The 20,136-nt window shown below is 59.3% G+C and carries 19 protein-coding genes; 12 read left to right on the forward strand and 7 right to left on the reverse strand.

Features of this window, described 5'->3' with window-relative positions; genetic code table 11:
- Window positions 1-80: 80 nt before the first annotated feature.
- Window positions 81-1,067, reverse strand: a complete 987-nt coding sequence (gene pfkA / locus MJQ68_RS14125) for a 6-phosphofructokinase (RefSeq protein WP_238751777.1) — start codon at window positions 1,065-1,067, stop codon at window positions 81-83.
- Between the two features lie 11 nt (window positions 1,068-1,078).
- Complete coding sequence (locus MJQ68_RS14130) at window positions 1,079-1,921, reverse strand: hypothetical protein (RefSeq protein WP_238751778.1); 843 nt, start codon at window positions 1,919-1,921, stop codon at window positions 1,079-1,081.
- A gap of 222 nt (window positions 1,922-2,143) precedes the next feature.
- On the opposite strand from MJQ68_RS14130, the gene MJQ68_RS14135 reads away from it, so the two are divergent.
- Window positions 2,144-2,998: a glycoside hydrolase family 73 protein gene (locus MJQ68_RS14135; RefSeq protein WP_238751779.1), complete on the forward strand. Its 855-nt coding sequence runs from the start codon at window positions 2,144-2,146 to the stop codon at window positions 2,996-2,998.
- Here MJQ68_RS14135 and MJQ68_RS14140 read toward each other — a convergent pair.
- From MJQ68_RS14140 to MJQ68_RS14155, 4 genes are read right to left on the reverse strand one after another with little or no spacing between them, the layout of a single operon-like run.
- Window positions 2,986-3,840, reverse strand: coding sequence for a biotin-dependent carboxyltransferase family protein (locus MJQ68_RS14140; protein WP_238751780.1), 855 nt, complete (start codon window positions 3,838-3,840; stop codon window positions 2,986-2,988). The two genes, MJQ68_RS14135 and MJQ68_RS14140, sit on opposite strands and share 13 nt — an antisense overlap.
- Entirely contained in the window at window positions 3,825-4,523 is a 699-nt protein-coding gene (pxpB, locus tag MJQ68_RS14145; protein ID WP_238751781.1) for a 5-oxoprolinase subunit PxpB, read from the reverse strand. Before pxpB ends, MJQ68_RS14140 begins: the two co-directional genes overlap by 16 nt.
- A 9-nt stretch (window positions 4,524-4,532) precedes the next feature.
- Complete coding sequence (locus tag MJQ68_RS14150) at window positions 4,533-4,964, reverse strand: hypothetical protein (protein WP_238751782.1); 432 nt, start codon at window positions 4,962-4,964, stop codon at window positions 4,533-4,535.
- Window positions 4,961-5,374, reverse strand: a complete 414-nt coding sequence (locus MJQ68_RS14155; RefSeq protein ID WP_238751783.1) for a response regulator — start codon at window positions 5,372-5,374, stop codon at window positions 4,961-4,963. Before MJQ68_RS14155 ends, MJQ68_RS14150 begins: the two co-directional genes overlap by 4 nt.
- Window positions 5,375-5,587: 213 nt before the next feature.
- Here MJQ68_RS14155 and hemL point away from each other — a divergent pair, with 213 nt between their 5' ends.
- From hemL to MJQ68_RS14190, 7 genes are all read left to right on the forward strand, one after another.
- Complete coding sequence (gene hemL / locus MJQ68_RS14160; RefSeq protein ID WP_238751784.1) at window positions 5,588-6,919, forward strand: glutamate-1-semialdehyde 2,1-aminomutase; 1,332 nt, start codon at window positions 5,588-5,590, stop codon at window positions 6,917-6,919.
- A gap of 10 nt (window positions 6,920-6,929) precedes the next feature.
- Window positions 6,930-7,340 carry a hypothetical protein gene (locus tag MJQ68_RS14165; RefSeq protein ID WP_238751785.1) on the forward strand — a complete coding sequence of 137 codons (411 nt, stop codon included), beginning with the start codon at window positions 6,930-6,932 and terminating at the stop codon, window positions 7,338-7,340.
- 33 nt (window positions 7,341-7,373) lie between these two features.
- Window positions 7,374-8,558: a PLP-dependent transferase gene (locus MJQ68_RS14170; RefSeq protein WP_238751786.1), complete on the forward strand. Its 1,185-nt coding sequence runs from the start codon at window positions 7,374-7,376 to the stop codon at window positions 8,556-8,558.
- 74 nt (window positions 8,559-8,632) lie between these two features.
- The gene (locus tag MJQ68_RS14175; protein WP_238751787.1) at window positions 8,633-9,307 is read left to right on the forward strand and encodes a TetR/AcrR family transcriptional regulator; all 675 of its coding nucleotides are present in this window, start codon (window positions 8,633-8,635) and stop codon (window positions 9,305-9,307) included.
- Window positions 9,308-9,310: 3 nt separating this feature from the next.
- Window positions 9,311-11,014 carry a peptidase domain-containing ABC transporter gene (locus tag MJQ68_RS14180; protein WP_238751788.1) on the forward strand — a complete coding sequence of 568 codons (1,704 nt, stop codon included), beginning with the start codon at window positions 9,311-9,313 and terminating at the stop codon, window positions 11,012-11,014.
- The gene (locus MJQ68_RS14185; RefSeq protein WP_238751789.1) at window positions 11,007-12,380 is read left to right on the forward strand and encodes an HlyD family secretion protein; all 1,374 of its coding nucleotides are present in this window, start codon (window positions 11,007-11,009) and stop codon (window positions 12,378-12,380) included. The genes MJQ68_RS14180 and MJQ68_RS14185 overlap by 8 nt, the downstream gene beginning before the upstream one ends.
- Window positions 12,381-12,385: 5 nt before the next feature.
- Window positions 12,386-13,798 (forward strand): TolC family protein, encoded by a 1,413-nt coding sequence (locus tag MJQ68_RS14190; RefSeq protein WP_238751790.1) that lies wholly within the window; start codon window positions 12,386-12,388, stop codon window positions 13,796-13,798.
- Here the strand turns inward: MJQ68_RS14190 and MJQ68_RS14195 are convergent.
- Window positions 13,707-15,278: a hypothetical protein gene (locus tag MJQ68_RS14195; protein WP_238751791.1), complete on the reverse strand. Its 1,572-nt coding sequence runs from the start codon at window positions 15,276-15,278 to the stop codon at window positions 13,707-13,709. The genes MJQ68_RS14190 and MJQ68_RS14195 overlap by 92 nt on opposite strands.
- A 243-nt stretch (window positions 15,279-15,521) precedes the next feature.
- On the opposite strand from MJQ68_RS14195, the gene MJQ68_RS14200 reads away from it, so the two are divergent.
- The 4 genes from MJQ68_RS14200 (at window position 15,522) to MJQ68_RS14215 (ending at window position 19,545) form a co-directional block, all read left to right on the forward strand.
- Entirely contained in the window at window positions 15,522-15,860 is a 339-nt protein-coding gene (locus MJQ68_RS14200; protein ID WP_238751792.1) for a P-II family nitrogen regulator, read from the forward strand.
- Between the two features lie 151 nt (window positions 15,861-16,011).
- Complete coding sequence (locus MJQ68_RS14205; RefSeq protein ID WP_238751793.1) at window positions 16,012-17,268, forward strand: ammonium transporter; 1,257 nt, start codon at window positions 16,012-16,014, stop codon at window positions 17,266-17,268.
- Between the two features lie 41 nt (window positions 17,269-17,309).
- Entirely contained in the window at window positions 17,310-18,434 is a 1,125-nt protein-coding gene (locus MJQ68_RS14210) for an outer membrane beta-barrel protein (protein ID WP_238751794.1), read from the forward strand.
- Between the two features lie 94 nt (window positions 18,435-18,528).
- A complete protein-coding gene (locus tag MJQ68_RS14215; RefSeq protein ID WP_238751795.1) occupies window positions 18,529-19,545 on the forward strand; it encodes a glutamine synthetase beta-grasp domain-containing protein in 1,017 nt (338 codons plus the stop codon).
- The last annotated feature ends 591 nt before the right edge of the window (window positions 19,546-20,136 follow it).

The following is a 20,136-nucleotide window of genomic DNA, read 5'->3' on the forward strand; positions in this document are numbered from 1 at the left end:
GTGTACGGCGGGCGAAGTTCGCCACAGCGTATGAACTACAGGTTAAGGCAAGCGGATGGGGCGGGCAACGCGGGTGCGGATCAGATCGCCAGGATGCTGGCCATCTTGATCAACTGCTCACGGGGGGCCTTTTCCTTGGTTACTGAATCTTCGAAGGAGTAGGCGGTGACCTCATCGTTGACGATACCGACGGCGATGTTTTCCTTGCCCTCCAGGAGCAGTTCCACGGCGGCGTGGCCGAGGCGGCTGGCGAGCAGACGGTCGGCCGCGGTCGGCGACCCGCCCCGTTGCAGGTGCCCGATGACGGTCACCTTGGGCTCCATACTGGCCAGCTCGTGCTGGATCTTCTCGGCAATGCCGGTGGCGCCACCCATAGGGTGCCCTTCAGCTACAATGACCACGCTGAAGAGCTTGCCCCGGGCTTTGTTCTTGCGCAGCACGGACTTGAGGTCTTCGAGGTCGGTCTCGGCCTCGGGGATCAGCACGCTGCTGGCGCCGGAGCCGATGGCGGTGTACAGGGCGATGTAACCTGAGTTGCGCCCCATCACTTCGACGAAGAAAAGCCGGTTATGGCTGTCGGCGGTGTCGCGGATCTTGTCCACCGCGTCAATAGCGGTGTTCACGGCCGTGTCGAAGCCGATGGTGTAGTCCGTGCCGTAGAGGTCATTGTCGATCGTACCTGGGATACCGATGAAGGGGACATTGTACTCCTCGCTAAAGATCTGGGCTCCGGTGAAGGTGCCATTGCCACCGATGGCGATACAGGCGTCGATGTCGTACGCACGGAGGTGGTCGTAGGCGGCCTGCCGGCCTTCGGGGGTCATGAATCGCTTGGAGCGTGCGGTGCGCAGCATGGTACCACCCCGCTGGATGATGTTGGCCACGTCGCGTCGCTCGAGCCGCTGGAAGTGCCCATCGATCATGCCTTCGTAGCCGCGCTCGATCCCGTATACGTGTAGTTTGTTCCAGGCTGCGGTACGGACTACGGCGCGCAGAGCGGCGTTCATGCCGGGTGCGTCGCCGCCGGAGGTAAATACGGCGATCCGGCGAATATCTTTTCTATCCATGGGGTGGGGTACTACTTACCGCTGTGGTAGTCGGCCAGCGCCTCGATGGGCTTGTGAACGAACCGACCGGCGGTCAGGTCGCGCTCGTGCAGGGCGGCCAGCAGAATGTCTTTGAAATGAAAGGCGATGCTGCCGATAAAGTGCACCGGCAGCTCCAGGTGCCCGCGGTACTTGCGCACGTGCCGGTCCAGGAATTCGGCAAAGCTCGTGAAAACAATCTTTTGGATCAAGGGGTGCTGCTGGTGTTCACCCATAAAGCGGGTAAAGCCCGCCAGGTAAGTGTTCGGCATATCCGATTCGTAGACATTATTGATCACCGTCATCTTGTCCGCCGTAGTGTAGGTCTCGAAGGCATCGTTGAGGTCGTCATCGAGCTCGCGGTAGAAGTACGCGCGCAAAAACGCCTTGCCCAGGTGGGAGCCACTGCCCTCGTCGCCGAGCATGAAGCCCAGATTGGTCACGTTGTCCGTCACGTCCTTACCGTCGTACAGGCAGGTGTTGCTGCCGGTGCCCAGAATACAGGAGATGCCCGGGTCGTCCCCACAGGTAGCCCGGGCGGCGCCCAGCAGGTCGTGCATCACCTCGATCCTGGCCGACGGCCAGGCGTTACTGATGCAATCGTAGATGACTTTTTTGCGGCGGAAGTCCCAGCAGCCCGCCCCGTAATAGTGCACTTCGGTCACCTTCCTGTTCGGGATCAGGTCTTTAGAAAGCTTCTGTACTTCGTTGTGCAGCAGATCGTGGGGGTGCACCACGGGGTTGAAGCCCCGAGTATTGACGTACATATTATCCCCGTCTTCGGGCATCAGCACCCAGTCCGCTTTAGTAGAACCGGAATCCGCAATAAGAACCATAAGTAGTGAATTATGCCCCGGCAAGGTACTGTATTTGCTGCGTACCATATGCCCGCCCTCTAGCCCGCGTGGACTGTAGAAGGCAGAGGAGATAGCACAGTCTAAAATTATCAAACAAAAAGTTTGAAATAAAGACCTTACCACCCTACCTTTGCCCCAGGCTACGGCCACTCTGCAGCAGGTTCCACACTTTCTGATACCGCCCACCAAAACTACCTACGGATGCCTGCCCCTTCTTCCTCCTTGTCTACCGACCTGGGTCGCCGCTTTGCCCGCGGCCTGGACTACGCCGTGCACTACAGTGTGGAGCTACTACTCATCACGCTCATCCTCTACCTGTGTATCAGTCGGGGTCTGGCGGTAGAGATCGATGTACATGATCCCCTGCCCGCCACCCCTCAGGAAGCCACTGCTGCCGCTTCAGCCGTACACACCGGCAACTGGTTTACCCAACTGCAACAACGCGCCCGGGCCACCTTCGCTACGGTGACCGAGACCTCTACGGTGCACGCCCTGGACGACTTCAATAGTGTAGCCATCACCGACGATCCGGCGCCCCACATCAGCAACCTTACGCTGGTACTAAGCCCTGATTACGGCAAACGCAAGAACCTGCCCGCGCACATCGTGCGAGCCAAGCGCCAACGCGTACAGGATTACCTCGATCGCTACGCGCCCACCGCCCGGCAGGAAATGCGGGAGCACGGTATTCCCGCCAGTATCACGCTGGCCCAGGCCCTGCTAGAAAGCAATGCGGGTGATTCTAAACTGGCCGTCAACTCCAACAACCACTTCGGCATCAAGTGCCGCAGCAAATGCCTGGGCTGTACCTGCCGCAACTACGGCGACGATACGCGCTACGATATGTTCCGCGTGTTCGATAGCGCCGGTGATAGCTTCAGCGAGCACAGTACCCTGCTTAACACCAGCCGCTACGCCAGACTCAAAGCTTACGGAATGGACTATAAAAAGTGGGCGCACGGACTCAAAGCCTGCGGCTACGCCACCGATAAGCGCTACGGGAATAAGCTGATCACAATCATCGAAAACCTGCAGCTCGACCGCTACGACGCCTGAAGACCGACGAACCGCAACCGCTCACCCGGGCGCAACTGAAACGCCGGTGCGTAGTCAGTCACCTGCAGTACGCGGGGATAGCCGCCCACCGTATGCGCATCCGGACCCAGTAGAATAGGACCGCTAGGTGTAAGCTGTACCGTACCCGGTAGCACCGGACTGCTCAGCAATCCGGGTAGCTGTCCGGCTGGGTCGCCGACTGATGTATGCAGTCGTATTCCCTGCCGATCACTCTGTGGGTGTACGGTAAATAGGTTGTCAAGTAGCCAGCTACGCTGCGTTCGGGACAACCAGCGCCATTCCGGACCCCGGTTCGCACGCAGTAGAAGGGGCGAGGGTGGTATAGCCGGCGGAAGCTCGTTGCAAAAGAGTGCTTCGTGCTCCGCGTGTACTTCGACACTGAATCCCGGCCCCACCCGGATCGTCCCGGGCAAACCCGATTCAACGCTGCCCAGTATGCGCGGTAAGCGCCAGGTCCCGCGAATACCGATGTACGCCCGGCAGCCCGTGTGGGCTATCCCGCCACTCAGTACGTACTCCCCGTCCAGGTACAGTACACTGTAGCGATCTACGGTGGAGCCGTTCAATCGCCAGGGTAGAGCCGCGCCGGTGAGTACGATCTGCCCCGTTCCGCTCAGTAGCCAGTTGCCCCCGCGCAGGGTCGTCTCCAGGCAGGGATGGGTCGATGCTTGATTCAGCAGTCGATTGGCGGTGGCCGTCGCGATGGGGTCAGCCGCTCCACCGCCTGGAATGCCCTGGGCGCGCTGTTGCGGCCGGCCGGCGTCTACCACGCGAGCACCATACCCCCGATCGGTACAGGAAAGGGTCAGCGTTGTGGCCACGGTAGGGGTTTGTGTTGCAGCTGCGCATATTCCTCCTGCGTCACGGCATAAAACTCCACCCGATCCCCCGCCCGCAGCCGCGTTACATCACTGGAGTCACAACGTAACATAGGCAGCGGGCACCCACCGATCAGTTGCCAGCCGCCCGCGGAAGCGGTCGGGTAGATGCCCGTCTGCCGACCAGCCAGTCCTACCGATCCGGCGGGCACGCGGGTGCGCGGGCTGACTCGTCTGGGCACTTCCAGACCCGCAGCTACTTCTCCCAGAAACCCGAAGCCTGGCTGGTACCCCAGAAAGTATACGAGGTAGGACCTACCGGTGTGACGCCGGATCACCTCGTCGGTCGTACAGTCCGCATGCTCGGCCACCGCAGGCAGGTCGGGACCGAAGGCAAGGTCGTAGCATACCGGAAGCCGGTGGAGGAAGGGGGTGGTAGTTGCTACCGGAGTGACGTCCAGGTCGTAGATCGCTTCGCGGATTTCGTCCACCGCCCGGCCGGGGGTAGCTATGCACACCAGTAAGGACGCATAGGCCGGTACGCATTCGGTTACCCCGGGTAGCGTTCGCAGGCGGGCACCATAGGCAGTTACGCTACGGCTGATCTCCGGATCGATACGCTGCTCCCATTCTAGGAGCAGGGCCGTAGTCCCAAAGGGACGGATATAGCGGGGGCGTCGCTGCACGGAGGCAAGTTAGTCCGTGCCGGCAGCAAATAGGTACAGCAGGGATACCGAGACTGCTTTGAGCGTCCACAGCAGCGTACGGGGCCAGTTGACCCGTACGAGGGCATCGATTGTGCTGTCTTCGCGCTGCGTAGCCAGTAGCTCGTGCAGTGGTATAGCCTGGAAGAATGTAATTCCCCAGATCACCAGTACTACCAGTAGGGCAATCACCCAGAATAGTTGGAAGTCCGTACGGTACGCCATCCAGGCTGATACGGCCAGTTCTGCTACCATGAGGGGCGCAACGATCAGCGTGATGCTGCGGGTATGGTGGGGATGAAAGTCGGAAAATTCGGGGACGAAGTGAAAGCTGGGGTAGTGCACCAGCTGGATGGTCCAGATGAGGCCGAACAGTGCCCAGCTCGTGCCCAGGGTAGCCAGCCACTCCCAGGCTGCGATCACCGGCGGCGGTTGGTGTCGATCCAGAACCGGATGATATTCTTCAGCGCCTGCCGATAGGCGGAGCCGGAGCTAGGCTTGGTCACAAAGGCGCAGCTGCCGTAGTCATACGCCTGCTCGATCTCCTTATCGTTCTCGGAAGAGGAAAACATCACGATGGGAAAGGGCGTACGGTTCGGCTCGTCCTGGAGCACCTTTAGTACCTCCAGGCCCGTAGCTCGTGGCATGTGCAGGTCCATGATGGCCAGATCGAACTGTTCCGGTGTTGGGTGCTGGTGGTAATAATCTAGAAAGGCTTCCCCGTCGGTCAGACGGGTGATCTCTAATTCGGGATTAATCTTATGTAAGGTGCGTTGGGCGAGGTGGGCTTCGCTGGCGTCGTCCTCGATCAGCAAAATTCGATGCGTGGACATGGAATGAATGTATTTAAATAACTGGAAATTGTGTCTCTAAGGCGGTCTCTTTACTAGAGCGGAAATAGAGTGGTCTAGGTTCAGTCGCCGGGATGTATCAGGTGTTACACCTTGCACTACCGCACTGCGATCATCCCTTACCGTACATCTTTACGCTAATCCGACCGCTGGCCGGGTAGGGTACGCTAACATTGCAAAAAATCCTACTCCCGGATGAAGTTCGAACAGCGTATCCCCCGCGAAACCTCCGCCCGCCTCTTTGAAGAGGCCCAGCAGTACTTCCCGGGTGGGGTCAATTCGCCCGTACGGGCCTTTCGCAGCGTGAGCGGCCCGCCGCTGTTCATCGCCGAGGGGCACGGGAGTCACATGACGGATGTCGACGGCAACCGATTCCTGGATTTTTGCTGTTCCTGGGGGCCCCTGATCCACGGGCACGACCATGCGCACATTCGCGACAAGGTCATCGATACGGTCCGCAAGGGCACCAGCTTCGGTACACCCAATTTGCTCAGCAATCAACTCGGACAGCTCATTCTCGACAACCACCGCTACGTAGAGCGGCTGCGTTTCGTGAGCTCGGGTACCGAAGCCGTCATGTCAGCCCTGCGGCTGGCCCGCGGCTATACCGGGCGCAGCAAGATCATCAAATTCGACGGCTGCTACCACGGCCACGTCGACAGCCTGCTCGTCAAGGCCGGCTCCGGTCTGGCCACCTTCGGCACGAGCTCCTCGGCCGGGGTGCCGGAGAACGTAGCCCGCGATACGCTGGTCCTGCCCCTCGGCGACCGCGACTTGCTGGAGCAAACCCTCACCGAGTTCAGTAGCGAGATCGCCTGCATCATCGTCGAGCCCATCCCGGCCAACAACGGCCTGCTCATCCAGGACCGATCCTGGCTGGAGTGCCTGCGCATCAAGGCCTGGAAGCACAACGTACTGCTCATCTTCGACGAGGTCATCTCCGGCTTCCGGGTGGGCTTCGAGGGCGCGGCCGGACTGTACGACGTGCAGCCCGACATCATCACCTTCGGTAAGGTGATCGGAGGCGGCTTCCCCGTCGGCGCCTACGGGGCTAGTAAGGAGATCATGGACTTCATCGCCCCGGTAGGTCCCGTGTACCAGGCTGGCACACTATCGGCTAACCCGGTCGCCATGGCCGCCGGACTGGCCGCACTAGAACTCTGCCTGGAGCCCGGCTTTTACGAGCGGCAGGCCAGCCGCACCGACCAGATGGCTACCCAGATCGAAGCTTACGCCCGCGAACAGGGCTACCCCCTGCATGTGCCCCATATCGGTAGCATCTTCTGGCTGGCCTTTGGTACGGAGCGCATCGAGCGGGCCGACCAGATCGACCCCGACAACATGAAATACTTCAAGATGATCCACCACGAGCTGCTACAGACCGGGGTGTATCTGGGCCCCAGTGGGTATGAGGTCGGGTTTGTCAGCAGTGCCCACAGTGAAGTGGACCTGCAGGAGGCCGTAGCCAAGATTTGTGCGGCTATGGACGTCGCCTTTGCTGCCGAAGCCGTACTTTCCGTAGACTAACTATCACGCTATGTACCGCATTTTACTGGCATTGAGCCTCCTATTGATCGTCGCTTGCTCCACACCCAGGGCGTCCGGCGGCCAGACCAGCATTGCTTCTCCGACCCCCACCGCACCCGCGGCCCCGGCCCCTAGCTATGCCGGTGAATGGGAAGTGACCGTGAAGGACACGCCCGGCGGCACCGTGACCGGCACCCTGATGCTGACCGAGACGGCCGATGGCCTGACCGGAGCGTTCGTAGCGGGCGAACAGGAAACCGAGCTGCGCACCGTAACGGCCGCCGACGGGGTACTGCGCCTCAGCTTTTACTCTGCGGAGTATCAGACCGACGTAGATATGCGCCTCAACGGCGCGGCCGACGCGACCACCCTGGAGGGAAGCACCATGGGACAATTCGCCACGACGGCAACCCGTAAATAGGTAAATTTGCGGTCCCCCCCCAAACGACCGCACATGTCCGATGATCGCCAACCGGAAACCCGCGCCATCCGCGGACAACTCCCCCACACCCAGTACCGCGAGCACTCTAGTCCGCTGTTTTTGACGAGTAGCTTCACCTTCCCGTCCGCCAGGGCGATGGCCGACACCTTTGCGGGTCAGCAGGAGGGCATCATTTACAGCCGCTACAACAACCCCAGCGTGGACGAGCTGGTCGCCAAGGCCTGCGCCATGGAGGGGATGGCGGCCGGATTTGCGACCGCCTCGGGTATGGGGGCCGTCTTCGCGAGTCTGGCTGCGCTGGTGCAGCAGGGGGATCACATCGTGGCCACCCGCGCCGTATTCGGTAGCACCCACCAGGTGCTCACGCAGATCCTGCCAAAGTGGGGCGTGAGCCATACCTATGTGGACAGCGACGATCCCGGTAGCTGGGCGGCGGCCGTGCGACCGGAGACGAAACTGTTCGTCACCGAGACGCCCTCTAACCCCGGCCTACAACTCGTTGACCTGGAGTTGGCGGGTCAATTCTGTCGGCAGCACCGACTGCAATTCGTAGTGGATAACTGCTTTGCCACGCCCTACCTCCAGCGACCGGGCGACTACGGGGCCGATCTGGTCACTCACTCCGCCACGAAGTGGATGGACGGACAGGGTAGGGTGCTCGGCGGTTTGCTGCTGGGTACTCCGGAGGTGATGGAGCAGGTCGTTTTCTTCTGCCGCCATACCGGACCGGCGATGTCGCCCTTCAATGCCTGGGTGATCTCTAAGAGTCTGGAGACGTTGCACGTACGCATGGATGCCCACTGCCGCTCGGCCCTGGCCCTGGCCGAGTGGTTACAGAAGCAGCCGGGGGTAGAGGCGGTTCATTACCCTTTCCTTCCCAGTCACCCGCAGTACGCACTCGCCCGTAGGCAGATGAAGGCTGGTGGCGGTATCGTCACGTTCGAACTGGCGGGCGGGACCGCGGGTGCGCACCAACTTCTCGATGAAGCGGAGCTCTGTACCCGGAGCAGTAACCTGGGGGATACCCGCACGATCCTTACCCATCCGGCTACGACTACACACAGCAAGCTATCGGTGGCAGAGCGCGCAGCGGTCGGTATTTCGGACGGGCTAGTACGAATGAGTGTCGGCCTGGAAGCGGTAGAGGACATCCAGCGCGATCTTTTGCGGGGCCTGACTATAAATAATCGGAAGTAAGAGGAACATATCCAGAAGTAGTAGGTTATTAAGCGTATTGAATAGTAATACTATTGTTTCTGTAAGTCAATACCATGGAACGGCTGCTCAACAAACTGCATATCACGATTAGTGATACCGTATTCCTGAAGAATCCGGAAACGAGCGATCTCGGCCGGCGCATCATCACCGGTAGCATCGACCTGCTGGATGCGCTCGGCCTGGAACAGTTTACCTTTCGCAAGCTCGCCCAGCATATTGGCTCCACCGAGGCTAGCGTGTACCGCTACTTTGAGAACAAGCACAAGCTGCTCCTGTACCTCGTCATGTGGTACTGGGGATGGATGGAGTACCGGCTGGTCTTTCGGCTCGCCAACGTCGAAGCGGCCGAAGACCGCCTACGCCGTGCCATCGAGCTACTGACTCAGCAGGTCAGCGAAGACAGTAGCTACTCGCACATCAATGAGGTCAAACTGAGCCGTATCGTGGTGGCCGAGAGCCTCAAGGCTTACCTGACCCGCGACGTGGACGAAGACAACCAAAATGGCGCCTTTGCCTACTACAAGCAGTTGGTCGTGCGGGTAGGGGAGATCATCGCCGAGCTCAACCCCGACTACCCCTACCCCCATATGTTGGTCACGACCATCGTAGAGGGGGGGCACGTGCAACGACACTTTGCGGAGCATCTGCCGCGGCTGACCGATCTGCGGGAGGGGGAAGATTCCATTGTACGGTTCTATACTGATTTAGCCTTCAAGACAATTTGTTAATTCATGGCAGGACTCGCTTCTTCCCTCTCTCCCGTTCAACGGTTCTGGCGTCTTCTAAAACCCGATCAGGAGGAGATTCGCAATGTGTACGTGTACGCGGTTTTCGCCGGACTGGTGAACCTCTCCCTACCCCTCGGTATCCAGGCGATCATCAACCTGATCCAGGGCGGACGGGTGAGCACGGCCTGGTTGCTGTTGGTCTTTATCGTCGTGTTCGGTATTGCCGTCGTAGGCGTGCTGCAGATCCAGCAGATGCGCATCACGGAGAACATCCAGCAGAAGATATTTACCCGGGCCGCCTTCGAATTCGCCTACCGCATCCCGCGTATCCGCACCGACGTGATCTACAACCACTACGGACCGGAGCTGATGAACCGCTTCTTCGATGTGCTGACGGTACAGAAGGGACTGTCGAAAATCCTGATCGACTTTTCGGTAGCTACGCTCCAGGTGGTATTCGGACTGCTGCTGCTCTCCTTATATCATCCTTTCTTCATCGCCTTCGGCGTGATACTGGTCGTGCTAGTGGTGCTGATCTTTCTGTTCACCGCCCGGCGGGGCCTGGAGACGAGCATTAAAGAGTCGCAGTACAAGTACGCCGCCGTACACTGGCTGGAGGAGCTGGCCCGTACGGCAAGTACCTTCAAGCTGGCCGGCCGCTCGGATATGGCGATGCAGCGGATGGACCGCCACGTCAATAGCTACCTGGGCTCGCGCGAGAGTCACTTCAAGATCCTGATCCGCCAGTATTCACTGCTGGTTGTTTTCAAGGTGCTCGTAGCCCTCGGCCTGCTGGCCATCGGCGGACTCCTGGTCATGGAGCAGCGCATGAATATCGGACAGTTCGTAGCCGCCGAGATCATTATCCTGTTCGTCATGGCTTCGGTCGAGAAACTGGTTCTGACCCTGGAGACCATCTACGACGTGCTGACCGGCTTGGAGAAGATCGGTCAGGTCACCGACCTGGAGCTCGACCATAAGACGGATGGCAGCCCGGTAGAACTGGCCCATACGACGGACGGTATTTCGGTGCACCTCACGAATGTGCGGTTCAGTTATCCCGGTCAGACCAGTGCTACGCTAGCCGGTATCGACCTCACCGTAGGGGCCGGCGAGCGCGTCACGGTCACCGGTACCAATGGCTCGGGTAAGAGTACGCTGCTGTACATCATGTCCGGCCTGTTCGACGTACAGACCGGCTCGCTAGCCTACAATAACCTACCGAAGGGTAACCTCGGTCTGGAAGAACTCTATTCGGTGATCGGAGCCTGCCTGAGTCAGGGCGAGCTTTTCGAGGGTACGGTACTGGAAAACATCACCATGGGGCGCGAGCGGGCCACCTTCGCCAACGTACAGTGGGCGGTGGACGCACTAGGGCTGACCCCCGTGATCCGCGAACTCAGCAACGGCTATGAAACCCGCCTGGATCCCACCGGTGACAAGCTGCCCCGCAGTATTGTACAGCGCCTGCTCATCGCGCGCGCCATTGCCGACCGCCCCCGCCTGTTGCTGCTGGAAAATGTGTTCGAGTCCCTCGACGAGGACGATCAGCAGCACATTATCCAGTTTCTCCTCGATCCGGTTCACCCCTGGACGATCGTAGCGGTATCCAATAGCGAGTACTTCGCCGAGCGCTGCGACCGCGTCGTATATATGGATGCCGGCACCATCGTAGCCAACCCCCCAATGAACGCCACCCATGCTTAATATATCCCTCAATAGCGTAAACCGGCACGTCGATCACGAAGGACTAAGTGCCCTCAAGCACGTCGAGGAGCGTCACTCCGGACGGGTACTGCTGCGCCTGCTGCTATTCTTTTCCGTGCTCTTCATCGTTCTGTTATTCCTCCCCTGGACGCAGCACATCCGGGCCAACGGTGATGTCACCACCCTGCAGCCCAATCAGCGTCCGCAGTCGGTACAGACCGTCATCGGCGGCCAGATCGAACGCTGGTACGTGCGCGAAGGCGCCTATGTACAGGCCGGCGACACGATCCTGCACCTTACAGAAACCAAGGACGAATACTTCGATACCAGTCTGCTCGACCGCACCCGCCAGCAGGTGATGGCCAAGGAGATGTCCGTACGCTCCTACGAATCCAAGGTAGGTGCGCTGAACCAGCAGATGGCCGCCCTGCGGGAGTCCGGCAGACTCAAGACCGAACAGGCGCGCAACAAGGTCAAGCAGGCTATCCTGAAAGTGAGCAGCGACAGCATCAACCTGGAGGCTACTCGCCAGAATACCAAGATCGTCCGCGACCAGTACGAGCGTATGGAGCAGCTCTACGCTCAGGGCCTGAAATCACTAACGGATCTAGAAAACCGCCGCGCCAAAATTCAGGAAGCCGAGGCTAAACTCATCGAGGCGGAAAACAAGCTGCTCACTTCCCGCAACGAAGTGCTCAACGCCCGCGTAGAACTCAACGCCATCCAGGCTAAACTACGCGACGACCTGGCCAAGGCCAGCTCGGACCAGTACACGGCTCTGTCCGGTCAGTTCGACGCAGAGGCAGGTGTAGCCAAGCTGGAAAACCAGTTCAGCAACTACCAGCGCCGTACCGACCTTTACTTCCTCACTGCCCCGCAGTCGGGCTACGTTACCCAGATCCTCTCCGCGGGTATTGGAGAGGCCCTCAAAGCAGGGCAGGAGGTGATCACCATCGTCCCCGAAGATTACGAATTGGCCGTAGAGATCTACGTCAAACCCATCGATCTGCCGCTGGTCGAGCTGGGCTTGGAGGTTATGATCCAGTTCGACGGCTGGCCCGCTATCGTTTTTTCCGGTTGGCCCAATACCAGCTACGGTACCTACAAGGGTAGGGTAGTGGCCGTAGACCGCGTCATCAATACCAACGGCATGTACCGCATCATGGTGGCCCCCGATCCGGAAGACCAGGCCTGGCCCGAGCCCCTCCGCGTAGGTGCCGGAGCTACCAGTCTGCTGCTGCTCAAGGATGTACCCATCTGGTACGAGATCTGGCGGAAGATCAATGGCTTTCCGGCCGATCTCTACTCGCCCGTCACCGCGGCGAAAGACGACAAAAATCCCCCGAAGATCAAACTGCCGAAGTAGCCCGTATGCGACCACTTCTATACCTTCTGTTGCTACTGCTGCCCATACTGGGCTCCGCGCAGGACCTCCCCCTGGTCCTCACCGAGACGGAGTACCTGGAACTCGTAGCTACCCATCACCCCCTGGCCGTGCGGGCCGCGCTGCAACGCGACCGGGCGGCGGCCGTGCTGCGCCAGGCCCGCGGTGGCTTCGACCCCAAGGTATACGGCGATCTCGACCAGAAGTACTTTAAGGGCACGAAGTACTACAGCCACGTAGAGGGCGGCGTTAAGATCCCGATCTGGTTCGGCGTGGAGCTCAATGCGGCCTACGAGCGCAATGACGGCACTTTCCTGAACCCGGAGTTTCGGGTACCGGAAGACGGGCTCTACGCAGCCGGGCTCACCCTGTCGCTGGGGCAGGGCCTGTTCTTCGATGAGCGCCGCGCGGAGCTCCAGCGCGCCCGCATCTACCAGCAGGCAACGGTGGCCGAGCGGCAGGTGCTGCTCAACGAGCTTCTCTACGAAGCCGGTGGAGCATATTGGGAATGGGCGGGCGCGCAGGCTGCGGTGAGTGTATACGAGGAGGCCGTGCAGCTGGCCCGCGTACGGTACGAGGCCGTAGTAGCCGGTGCCCGCCTCGGCGACCGGCCCGCGATCGATACGCTCGAGGCGCGTATTCAGGTACAGAGCCGTCAGCTCAGCCTTGAAAGTGCGCAGCTTGAGCTGGCTAATACCATTGCTCGCCTCAATGCTTTTCTCTGGCTGGACGGCGTGATCCCCGTAGAGCTGGAAGCCTACACCCGCCCTGCCCCCCCCGAGACGGTCGTGGTAGCTCTACTTCCGCCCGGTCCGGTAGACTTTACGAACCCCGAATTGGTGCGAACGCAGCTGAAGGTCGATCAGCTGGAAGTAGACCAGCGGCTACAGCGCGAGCTCCTCAAGCCCCGCCTGGACGTCAAATACAATGCCTTGCTCTCCGGCGGTACGGATGCTCCCCTGGAGGACTATTCCAGCAATAATTACAAGTGGGGGATCAAGTTCAGCCAGCCCCTGCTGCTGCGCAAGGAGCGCGGTAAGCTGCAGCTCACGCGCATCAAGCTCAGTGAAACGCAACTCGAGTTATCCGACAAAGCCGCCCTGCTCCGCGCCAAGGTAGCCCAGGCCGAAAACGAGGCGAACGTGACGGTCTCCCAGTTTGCCCTGGCCGGCAATAACGTCACGGACTACGCGCAACTACTGGCCGGGGAGCAGGAGCTGTTCCGTTCCGGAGAGAGCTCCCTGTTTCTGGTCAATAGCCGGGAGGTCAAGTACATCGACGCGCGGGTCAAGCAGATCGAACTATTGGTCAAGCACCGGAAGGCCCGCTTGGCACGGGCATACGCAACGGGGGAAATGGCGCGGGCGCTGGTGCCAGGTGCAGCCCTACCCACTGACTAAGATCCAGGTACAGCAGGGCCTTATGCTCGAAGGGATCAGCGGCGGTGACCTGCTGTAAGGCGTCCCGCAGTTCGGTAAACACCACTTCCTGTTCGCTGGTGACCGTACGGATGAGTTTACGCAGGGCTGCGGTAGCCAGCCGGTGTACCTCGGCGGTCTCCGTGCTGCGTCGCATCTGGCGGGTGAAATTGGTCAGGTGGTAGTCCACCAGGGCCCGGTTGTCGAGCTCGTAATTGCACAGTAGGTGGAGCAGGCGGCTGTTGAGTAAGAGATCTTCCCGTAGGATACCCGCCTTCATATTTATGATCTCGTTCAGGTAGTCCAGGGCCTCCTCATAGCGGCGCAGGATAAAGCAGATCGCCGCAAATTTGTAGAGGAACTGACCCCAGCGGTGACTGGTGGGGTGGAAGCTGCCATCAGCATAACTCAAACGCAAAGACGCTCCGTACGCATCGGCGGCCACCCAGTCTTGCCGGTGAAACTGCCCGTTCAGCGTCATCAGCCCCCGATAGATCGCGCCGATCCGCTGACTGTTCTCGTTAAGCAGTACCTGCTCGTCGTCGAGGAAGTCACTGATCACGCGCAGGTAGCGTTGCATCTTGCGGTCATCCCCCGTGAGGTAGGCGAACATCGATACGTAATACACACAGCGCAGGTATAGGTCCGGGTCCTTTACCGTCATATGGGTACTCAGGTGAAAGAGCGTCAGTGCGTTCATGGCTGACTCCAACGCATCCTCGAAGTTTAGCTGGATATAATGGTACCACATCGAGGCCTGAAACCGATTGATCTTCTGGTGGAAGGTATCGGCGGCAATCTCGCGGTCGGCCCGGTGGGTCTGTATAGAAGCCCAGAACAATTCGTTATCCCGGTAGTCTTCCGGCGTGCGGCTGTGGCCGCACTCGATGTAGCGGCCGTGGATCTGAATATTGAGGTTGAACAGCTCGCTGGTGTTGAGCACGCTGTAGCTGCGCGCGGCCGACTCATTGAGCAGCAGGTCCATCTTGTTGTCGATCTGTCGGGACAGCGTGATGTGACGCGACTCGATCAGCTTCTGGAACTCCAGGATCTCCAGGTGTAGTAGATCACGACTGTGCTCTACGGCCTTGCCCTTACAGCGCTCCAGGCTACGCAGGGCATCCAGGTAAAGCCCCTTACCATAGAGAATGTGGCTGAAGTCGATCTGCTCGCGCAGTTCAATGTCGATCTCCTTATTGATGAACAGCAGGCGTAGACTGGTGAGGACCTGCTGGTACAGGTGACGCTTTAGGTTAGAATACTGTCCGGCCGTCAGTTGCATGCGCTTAGTGACCGCACCGTCATCGGCTTGGTCCATGCGGTCGAGCAGGTCGAAGAGCTGGATAAACTTATTGTCCCTGGTGGAGCCGGCGCGGGTAGCGTACAGCTTAAAATTGCGCTTCTCGGCCTTCGTGAGGGACTTCACGAGGCGCCACAACTGGTCTTTTACGGCCGTTGGCATGGAGAAGCGGGGGGTGTTAAGTAGTTGTACGTCAGCGGTTAAACAAGCAGTATGCGGCCGTAGCCGTAACAAATATCGCGATTAGTTCGTTGGGCCGCACGCGGTTGCCGGCCGCATCTTCACCAGCAGAAGGGAGAATGGACGCACGATCTCTTCCGAACAGCCCGAATACCAGATAGACTTCTCTACCATTGCTTTACGGCCACCACTAACCACGGTGCCCACTTAAGATACCCCATTCGTATGAAGAAGATTGAAGCTATCATACGTCTGTCCCGCTTTGAGAGCATCCGCGATGCCCTGGCAGCGATCGACGTTAACTTTTTTACCCTTTCGGAAGTAAAAGGCTTCGGGCTACAGCGGGGCGAGCAACTCACCTACCGTGGCAGCGTCTACGACGCCGATTACATCGCCCGGTTGCAGCTAGACATCGTCGCACCAGCAGATAAGGTGGACGCCATCGTCGGTGCCATCACCAGTTCCGGCCGCACCGGCAAGGTCGGTGACGGCAAGATCATCGTCTACGAGCTCGAGCGCATCGTCCGCATCCGTACGGGTGAGGAAGACGAAAGCGCGCTCTAAGCCTCCTACCTCCCCCCCCTTAGTTTTTCGGCGAGTCGGCCGTGTCCGGTAACCCAATGCGTTGGCAGTCACCGCCAGCTAATCCTGTGCACTGCCGGTGCGCAGTCCTCCCCACCCATCCCTCTACTCAACTACTAAGTCCCCAATTGCCATGGAAGCAATGTTTACCATTAACAACCTCTGGATTCTGATCGCCGCGGCGCTCGTGTTCATCATGCACCTGGGCTTCTCCAGTCTGGAGGCCGGCTTCGTGCAGCGTAAGAACGTAGTCAATATCCTGTTCAAGAACGCCATGATCATCTGCATCGGGCTGCTGACCTACTACCTGATCGGCTACAACTTGATGTACCCCGGCGAGGACTACGCTGGCGGCTTTATCGGTGCATTCGGGCCCATGGACTGGGCAGCGGGTGCGACGGCCGACTATGTGGCCGCTGCCGAGAGCGGTGCTACTTACACCGGTTACACTGACTTTATCTTTCAAGCCATGTTTGCCGCCACCTGCGCCACCATCGTATCGGGTGCCGTAGCCGAGCGGGTCAAGCTGGTTCCCTTCCTCATTTTCGCTACCCTGTTCGTAGCCCTGAGCTACCCCATCACGGGCATGTGGAAGTGGGGCGGCGGCTGGCTCGATGCCATGGGATTCTACGACTTCGCCGGATCTACGCTGGTACACGCCGCCGGTGGCTTTGCCGCCCTGGCCGCCATTATCCTGCTGGGTGCCCGCCGCGGCAAGTACCGTTCGGACGGGCGGATCACTGCCATCCCCGGTCACAGCATGCCCCTGGCAGCCATCGGGGTATTCCTGCTCTGGTTCGGCTGGTTTGGCTTCAACGGCGGTTCGGTCCTGAGTGCAGACCCTAACCTGGTGAGCCTGGTCTTCGTGACCACTTCACTGGCTGCGGCCGCGGGTGGTGTGGCTGCCTTTTTCATGGCCTATATCCTCTTTAAGTCCTACGATCTGTCGATGGTGCTGAACGGTATTCTCGGTGGACTGGTCGGTATCACGGCCGGTGCGGATGTGATGACCGGAGTAACAGCTATAGTAATAGGACTCGTAGCCGGTACCATCATCCCCGTCAGCATCGTCTTCTTCGATAAGACGCTCAAGCTGGATGACCCCGTAGGCGCTACTTCGGTGCACGGGGTATGCGGTATCTGGGGCACGCTGGCCGTAGGCATTTTCGGCATCGGCGAGTTCAGCTTCCTGACCCAATTGATCGGTACCCTCGCCGTAGGTGCTTTTTCCTTCGTGACCAGCTTTGCCATCTTCGGCGTACTCCGGGCCACCATGGGTATCCGGGTAGACGAAGAGGAAGAAGTGCGCGGCCTCGACCTCGGCGAGCACGATATGCACGCCTACACGCTGTCCAAGGAAGACGGCGTATTCCAGCTCACCAACGACTAGCATGTAACACTTCCCTCACTCCCCCCCCAACATCAACTACTATGCGAACTACACTCACCCTTTTCCCCCTGCTGTTACTTCTGGCCACTCCCCTGATGGCCCAGACCACTGAGGTGGTGGAAGTAGACACCGAAGAAGTAGAAGAACGCTCGTTCCAGCTCACGGGCTACGTGGATGCGTACTTTCAGCATGTACTTACGGACGATAACGACGACGATGCGGATACCAACATGGGCTTCCCCACCAGCTTCACGCCCGAAACGCGGGGATTCAGCGTCGGCAACGTCAACCTGCTGGCGGAGAAGACGATGGGTAAGGTCGGTTTCGTAGGTCAGGTAGGCTTCGGCCCACGCGCCAATGCGGCCAACGGCGACTTTCCCAACCTGCAGCAGCTCTACGTGACGTACTCGCCCAGTGAGGCGATCACCTTCACCCTCGGGCAGTTTGGTACCTTCGTGGGCTATGAGGTCATCGACGCCCCGGCCAATATGAACTACAGCACCAGCTACCTCTTCAGCTACGGCCCCTTCTTTCACACCGGCCTGAAGGCAGATTTCGCCATCGCGGAGGGCTTCGGTGCCATGGTAGGCGTGTTCGATAACACGGACAGCCGCTTCAACAGCGCCGGCTACTACTACGGGGGTCAGCTGAGTGCCGAAGTAGGCGGATTGGCTGCCTACCTGAACGTGCTCACCGGCACGGACACCAAGGATGTAATGGGTGACGAGAATGAGACCACCCTACAGGTGGATCTTACCGCTACCTATGAAGTGAATGAATCGCTCCTGTTCGGGGTCAATGCCTCCAACAAGCAGACGCAGCAACTACTCGGTGACGAATCCGGTGTGTCCGACGGCGACGGCTTCACCGGTCTTGCGCTGTATTCTACGGTGGGTCTGTCCGATGGCTTCGCCCTCAGTCTGCGCGGGGAGTACTTCACAGTAGCGGACGATCCCAACTCGGCCGCCGACGGTCGCAGCGTCACCGCCCTTACGGCTACCGGCAACTTCACCATCGGGGATCTGCGCATCATGCCGGAGTTCCGTTTCGATAGCAGCAGCGACTTTGCCGATAAGTATGCCGGCGGTATCATCGACTTCGGCGGTGAGGACGCAGAGGACGATAGCATCGCCACCTTCGTACTGGCGGCAGTCTACGCCTTCTGAGCTAATCGCACCTGCGGCCCCGCCCCGGTACTACGGTTGCAGCGAACATGACAGTACCACACCAATTCTAAACTGATTTAACCCAAACTTACCCATGGCTACTAAAAATAAGCTACAATACGTCTGGCTCGACGGTAACGAGCCCATGCAGACCATGCGCTGCAAAACCCGCGTCGAAGCGGACTTCTCCGGCGATCTGCAGGATTGCCCCCTCTGGTCGTTCGACGGATCGAGCACCGGACAGGCCGAAGGCGGCAGCTCCGACTGCCTGCTCAAGCCCATCATGATCGTACCCGACCCCCTGCGCAAGAACGGCTACATCGTACTCACCGAAGTACTCAATGCTGACGGTACCCCACACTCGACCAACGCCCGCGCTACCATCGACGACGAAGACCAGGACTTCTGGTTCGGCTTCGAGCAGGAGTACTTCCTCATGGACGTAGACACCGAAAAGCCCTTGGGCTTTGCTGCTGACGGTAGCATGCCCCCACCACAGGGACAGTACTACTGCTCGGTGGGTGCCCGTAACGCCTTCGGTCGCGAGATCATCGAGGAGCACCTAGATGCCTGCCTCGATGCCGGACTAAATGTAGAGGGAATCAACGCCGAGGTAGCACCCGGACAGTGGGAGTTCCAAACCTTCGCCAAGGGCGCTAAGGAAGCCGGCGACCAGATCTGGATGGCCCGCTTCCTGCTGGAGCGCATCTCGGAGGCCTACGGTGTATACATCGAGTACCACCCCAAGCCCCTCGCAGGCGACTGGAACGGCTCGGGCATGCACGCCAACTTCTCCAACTCCTTCCTGCGCGACAGCGGGAAGCGGGAAGACTACGAGAAGGTCTGCGAAGCCTTCCGCCCCTACGTCAAGGAGCACATCGCGGTCTATGGCCACGATAATCACCTGCGCCTGACCGGCAAGCACGAAACGCAGAGCATCGATCAGTTCAGCTTCGGTATTTCCGACCGCGGTGCCTCGATCCGTATTCCCATCGCCACGGTAGAGCGTGGCTGGAAGGGCTGGCTGGAGGACCGCCGTCCGAACAGTGCCGCCGACCCATACAAGGTAGCAGCCCGTATCGTGAAGACGGTGAAGCCCGCATCTGTATAAGGACACCCCGGTTTGACCTTCTTGACTACCGAAAATACTGAAGAAGGTTAAATCAGCTTTGGTCCCGCTTTGGGGCCCTGGTATTTGCCCGGTCCCCCCGCAGTGGGGGACCGGGTTTTTTGTGGGCGGGTCCGCCGGTGCGCGGCAAAGAGATGGAAGCAAAATTAAACTGTGCGAGTAGTTGCACGTTTACTAGGGAGTGCCTTATCTTTGCCATCCCGCATAGATAATATGCAGGTAGCGACAGTCCTTTCTAAGGCACCGGCGCGATCCCCCACTGATACCAGTTTCGCTTACTGAGCGCATGTAGCAACGGCTGCAGCGCGGTAGAAACTTCGCGCCAGTGGGGCGCTTTTGAAACAAGGCACAACGCAAAGAAAAACCTTCCGATCTGCTTGCAGGAACGAAGGTCGTCATCGTACCTTTGCGGCCCCCGCGAACGAGTGGGGAAACGCAGTCGAGCGAGTCAGAAAATAGTTGAGAAAATCTGCTTACTGACTTGCACGGATGAAAAACTAGCTGTACTTTTGCAGCCGCTTTGGAAGCAAGGCGAACAACGAAACAAAAAGTTGGTGTTCTGGCGTGGGTCCT

The organism is Neolewinella maritima (assembly GCF_923081025.1).
GTDB classification, from domain to species: Bacteria; Bacteroidota; Bacteroidia; order Chitinophagales; family Saprospiraceae; genus Neolewinella; species Neolewinella maritima.

Coding starts and splice junctions, on each gene's coding strand:
- pfkA (WP_238751777.1), bottom strand. CDS start 1,067: ATGGATAGAAAAGATATTCGCCGGATCGCCGTATTTACCTCCGGCGGC.
- MJQ68_RS14130 (WP_238751778.1), bottom strand. CDS start 1,921: ATGGTTCTTATTGCGGATTCCGGTTCTACTAAAGCGGACTGGGTGCTG.
- MJQ68_RS14135 (WP_238751779.1), top strand. CDS start 2,144: ATGCCTGCCCCTTCTTCCTCCTTGTCTACCGACCTGGGTCGCCGCTTT.
- MJQ68_RS14155 (WP_238751783.1), bottom strand. CDS start 5,374: ATGTCCACGCATCGAATTTTGCTGATCGAGGACGACGCCAGCGAAGCC.
- hemL (WP_238751784.1), top strand. CDS start 5,588: ATGAAGTTCGAACAGCGTATCCCCCGCGAAACCTCCGCCCGCCTCTTT.
- MJQ68_RS14165 (WP_238751785.1), top strand. CDS start 6,930: ATGTACCGCATTTTACTGGCATTGAGCCTCCTATTGATCGTCGCTTGC.
- MJQ68_RS14170 (WP_238751786.1), top strand. CDS start 7,374: ATGTCCGATGATCGCCAACCGGAAACCCGCGCCATCCGCGGACAACTC.
- MJQ68_RS14175 (WP_238751787.1), top strand. CDS start 8,633: ATGGAACGGCTGCTCAACAAACTGCATATCACGATTAGTGATACCGTA.
- MJQ68_RS14180 (WP_238751788.1), top strand. CDS start 9,311: ATGGCAGGACTCGCTTCTTCCCTCTCTCCCGTTCAACGGTTCTGGCGT.
- MJQ68_RS14185 (WP_238751789.1), top strand. CDS start 11,007: ATGCTTAATATATCCCTCAATAGCGTAAACCGGCACGTCGATCACGAA.
- MJQ68_RS14190 (WP_238751790.1), top strand. CDS start 12,386: ATGCGACCACTTCTATACCTTCTGTTGCTACTGCTGCCCATACTGGGC.
- MJQ68_RS14195 (WP_238751791.1), bottom strand. CDS start 15,278: ATGCCAACGGCCGTAAAAGACCAGTTGTGGCGCCTCGTGAAGTCCCTC.
- MJQ68_RS14200 (WP_238751792.1), top strand. CDS start 15,522: ATGAAGAAGATTGAAGCTATCATACGTCTGTCCCGCTTTGAGAGCATC.
- MJQ68_RS14205 (WP_238751793.1), top strand. CDS start 16,012: ATGGAAGCAATGTTTACCATTAACAACCTCTGGATTCTGATCGCCGCG.
- MJQ68_RS14210 (WP_238751794.1), top strand. CDS start 17,310: ATGCGAACTACACTCACCCTTTTCCCCCTGCTGTTACTTCTGGCCACT.
- MJQ68_RS14215 (WP_238751795.1), top strand. CDS start 18,529: ATGGCTACTAAAAATAAGCTACAATACGTCTGGCTCGACGGTAACGAG.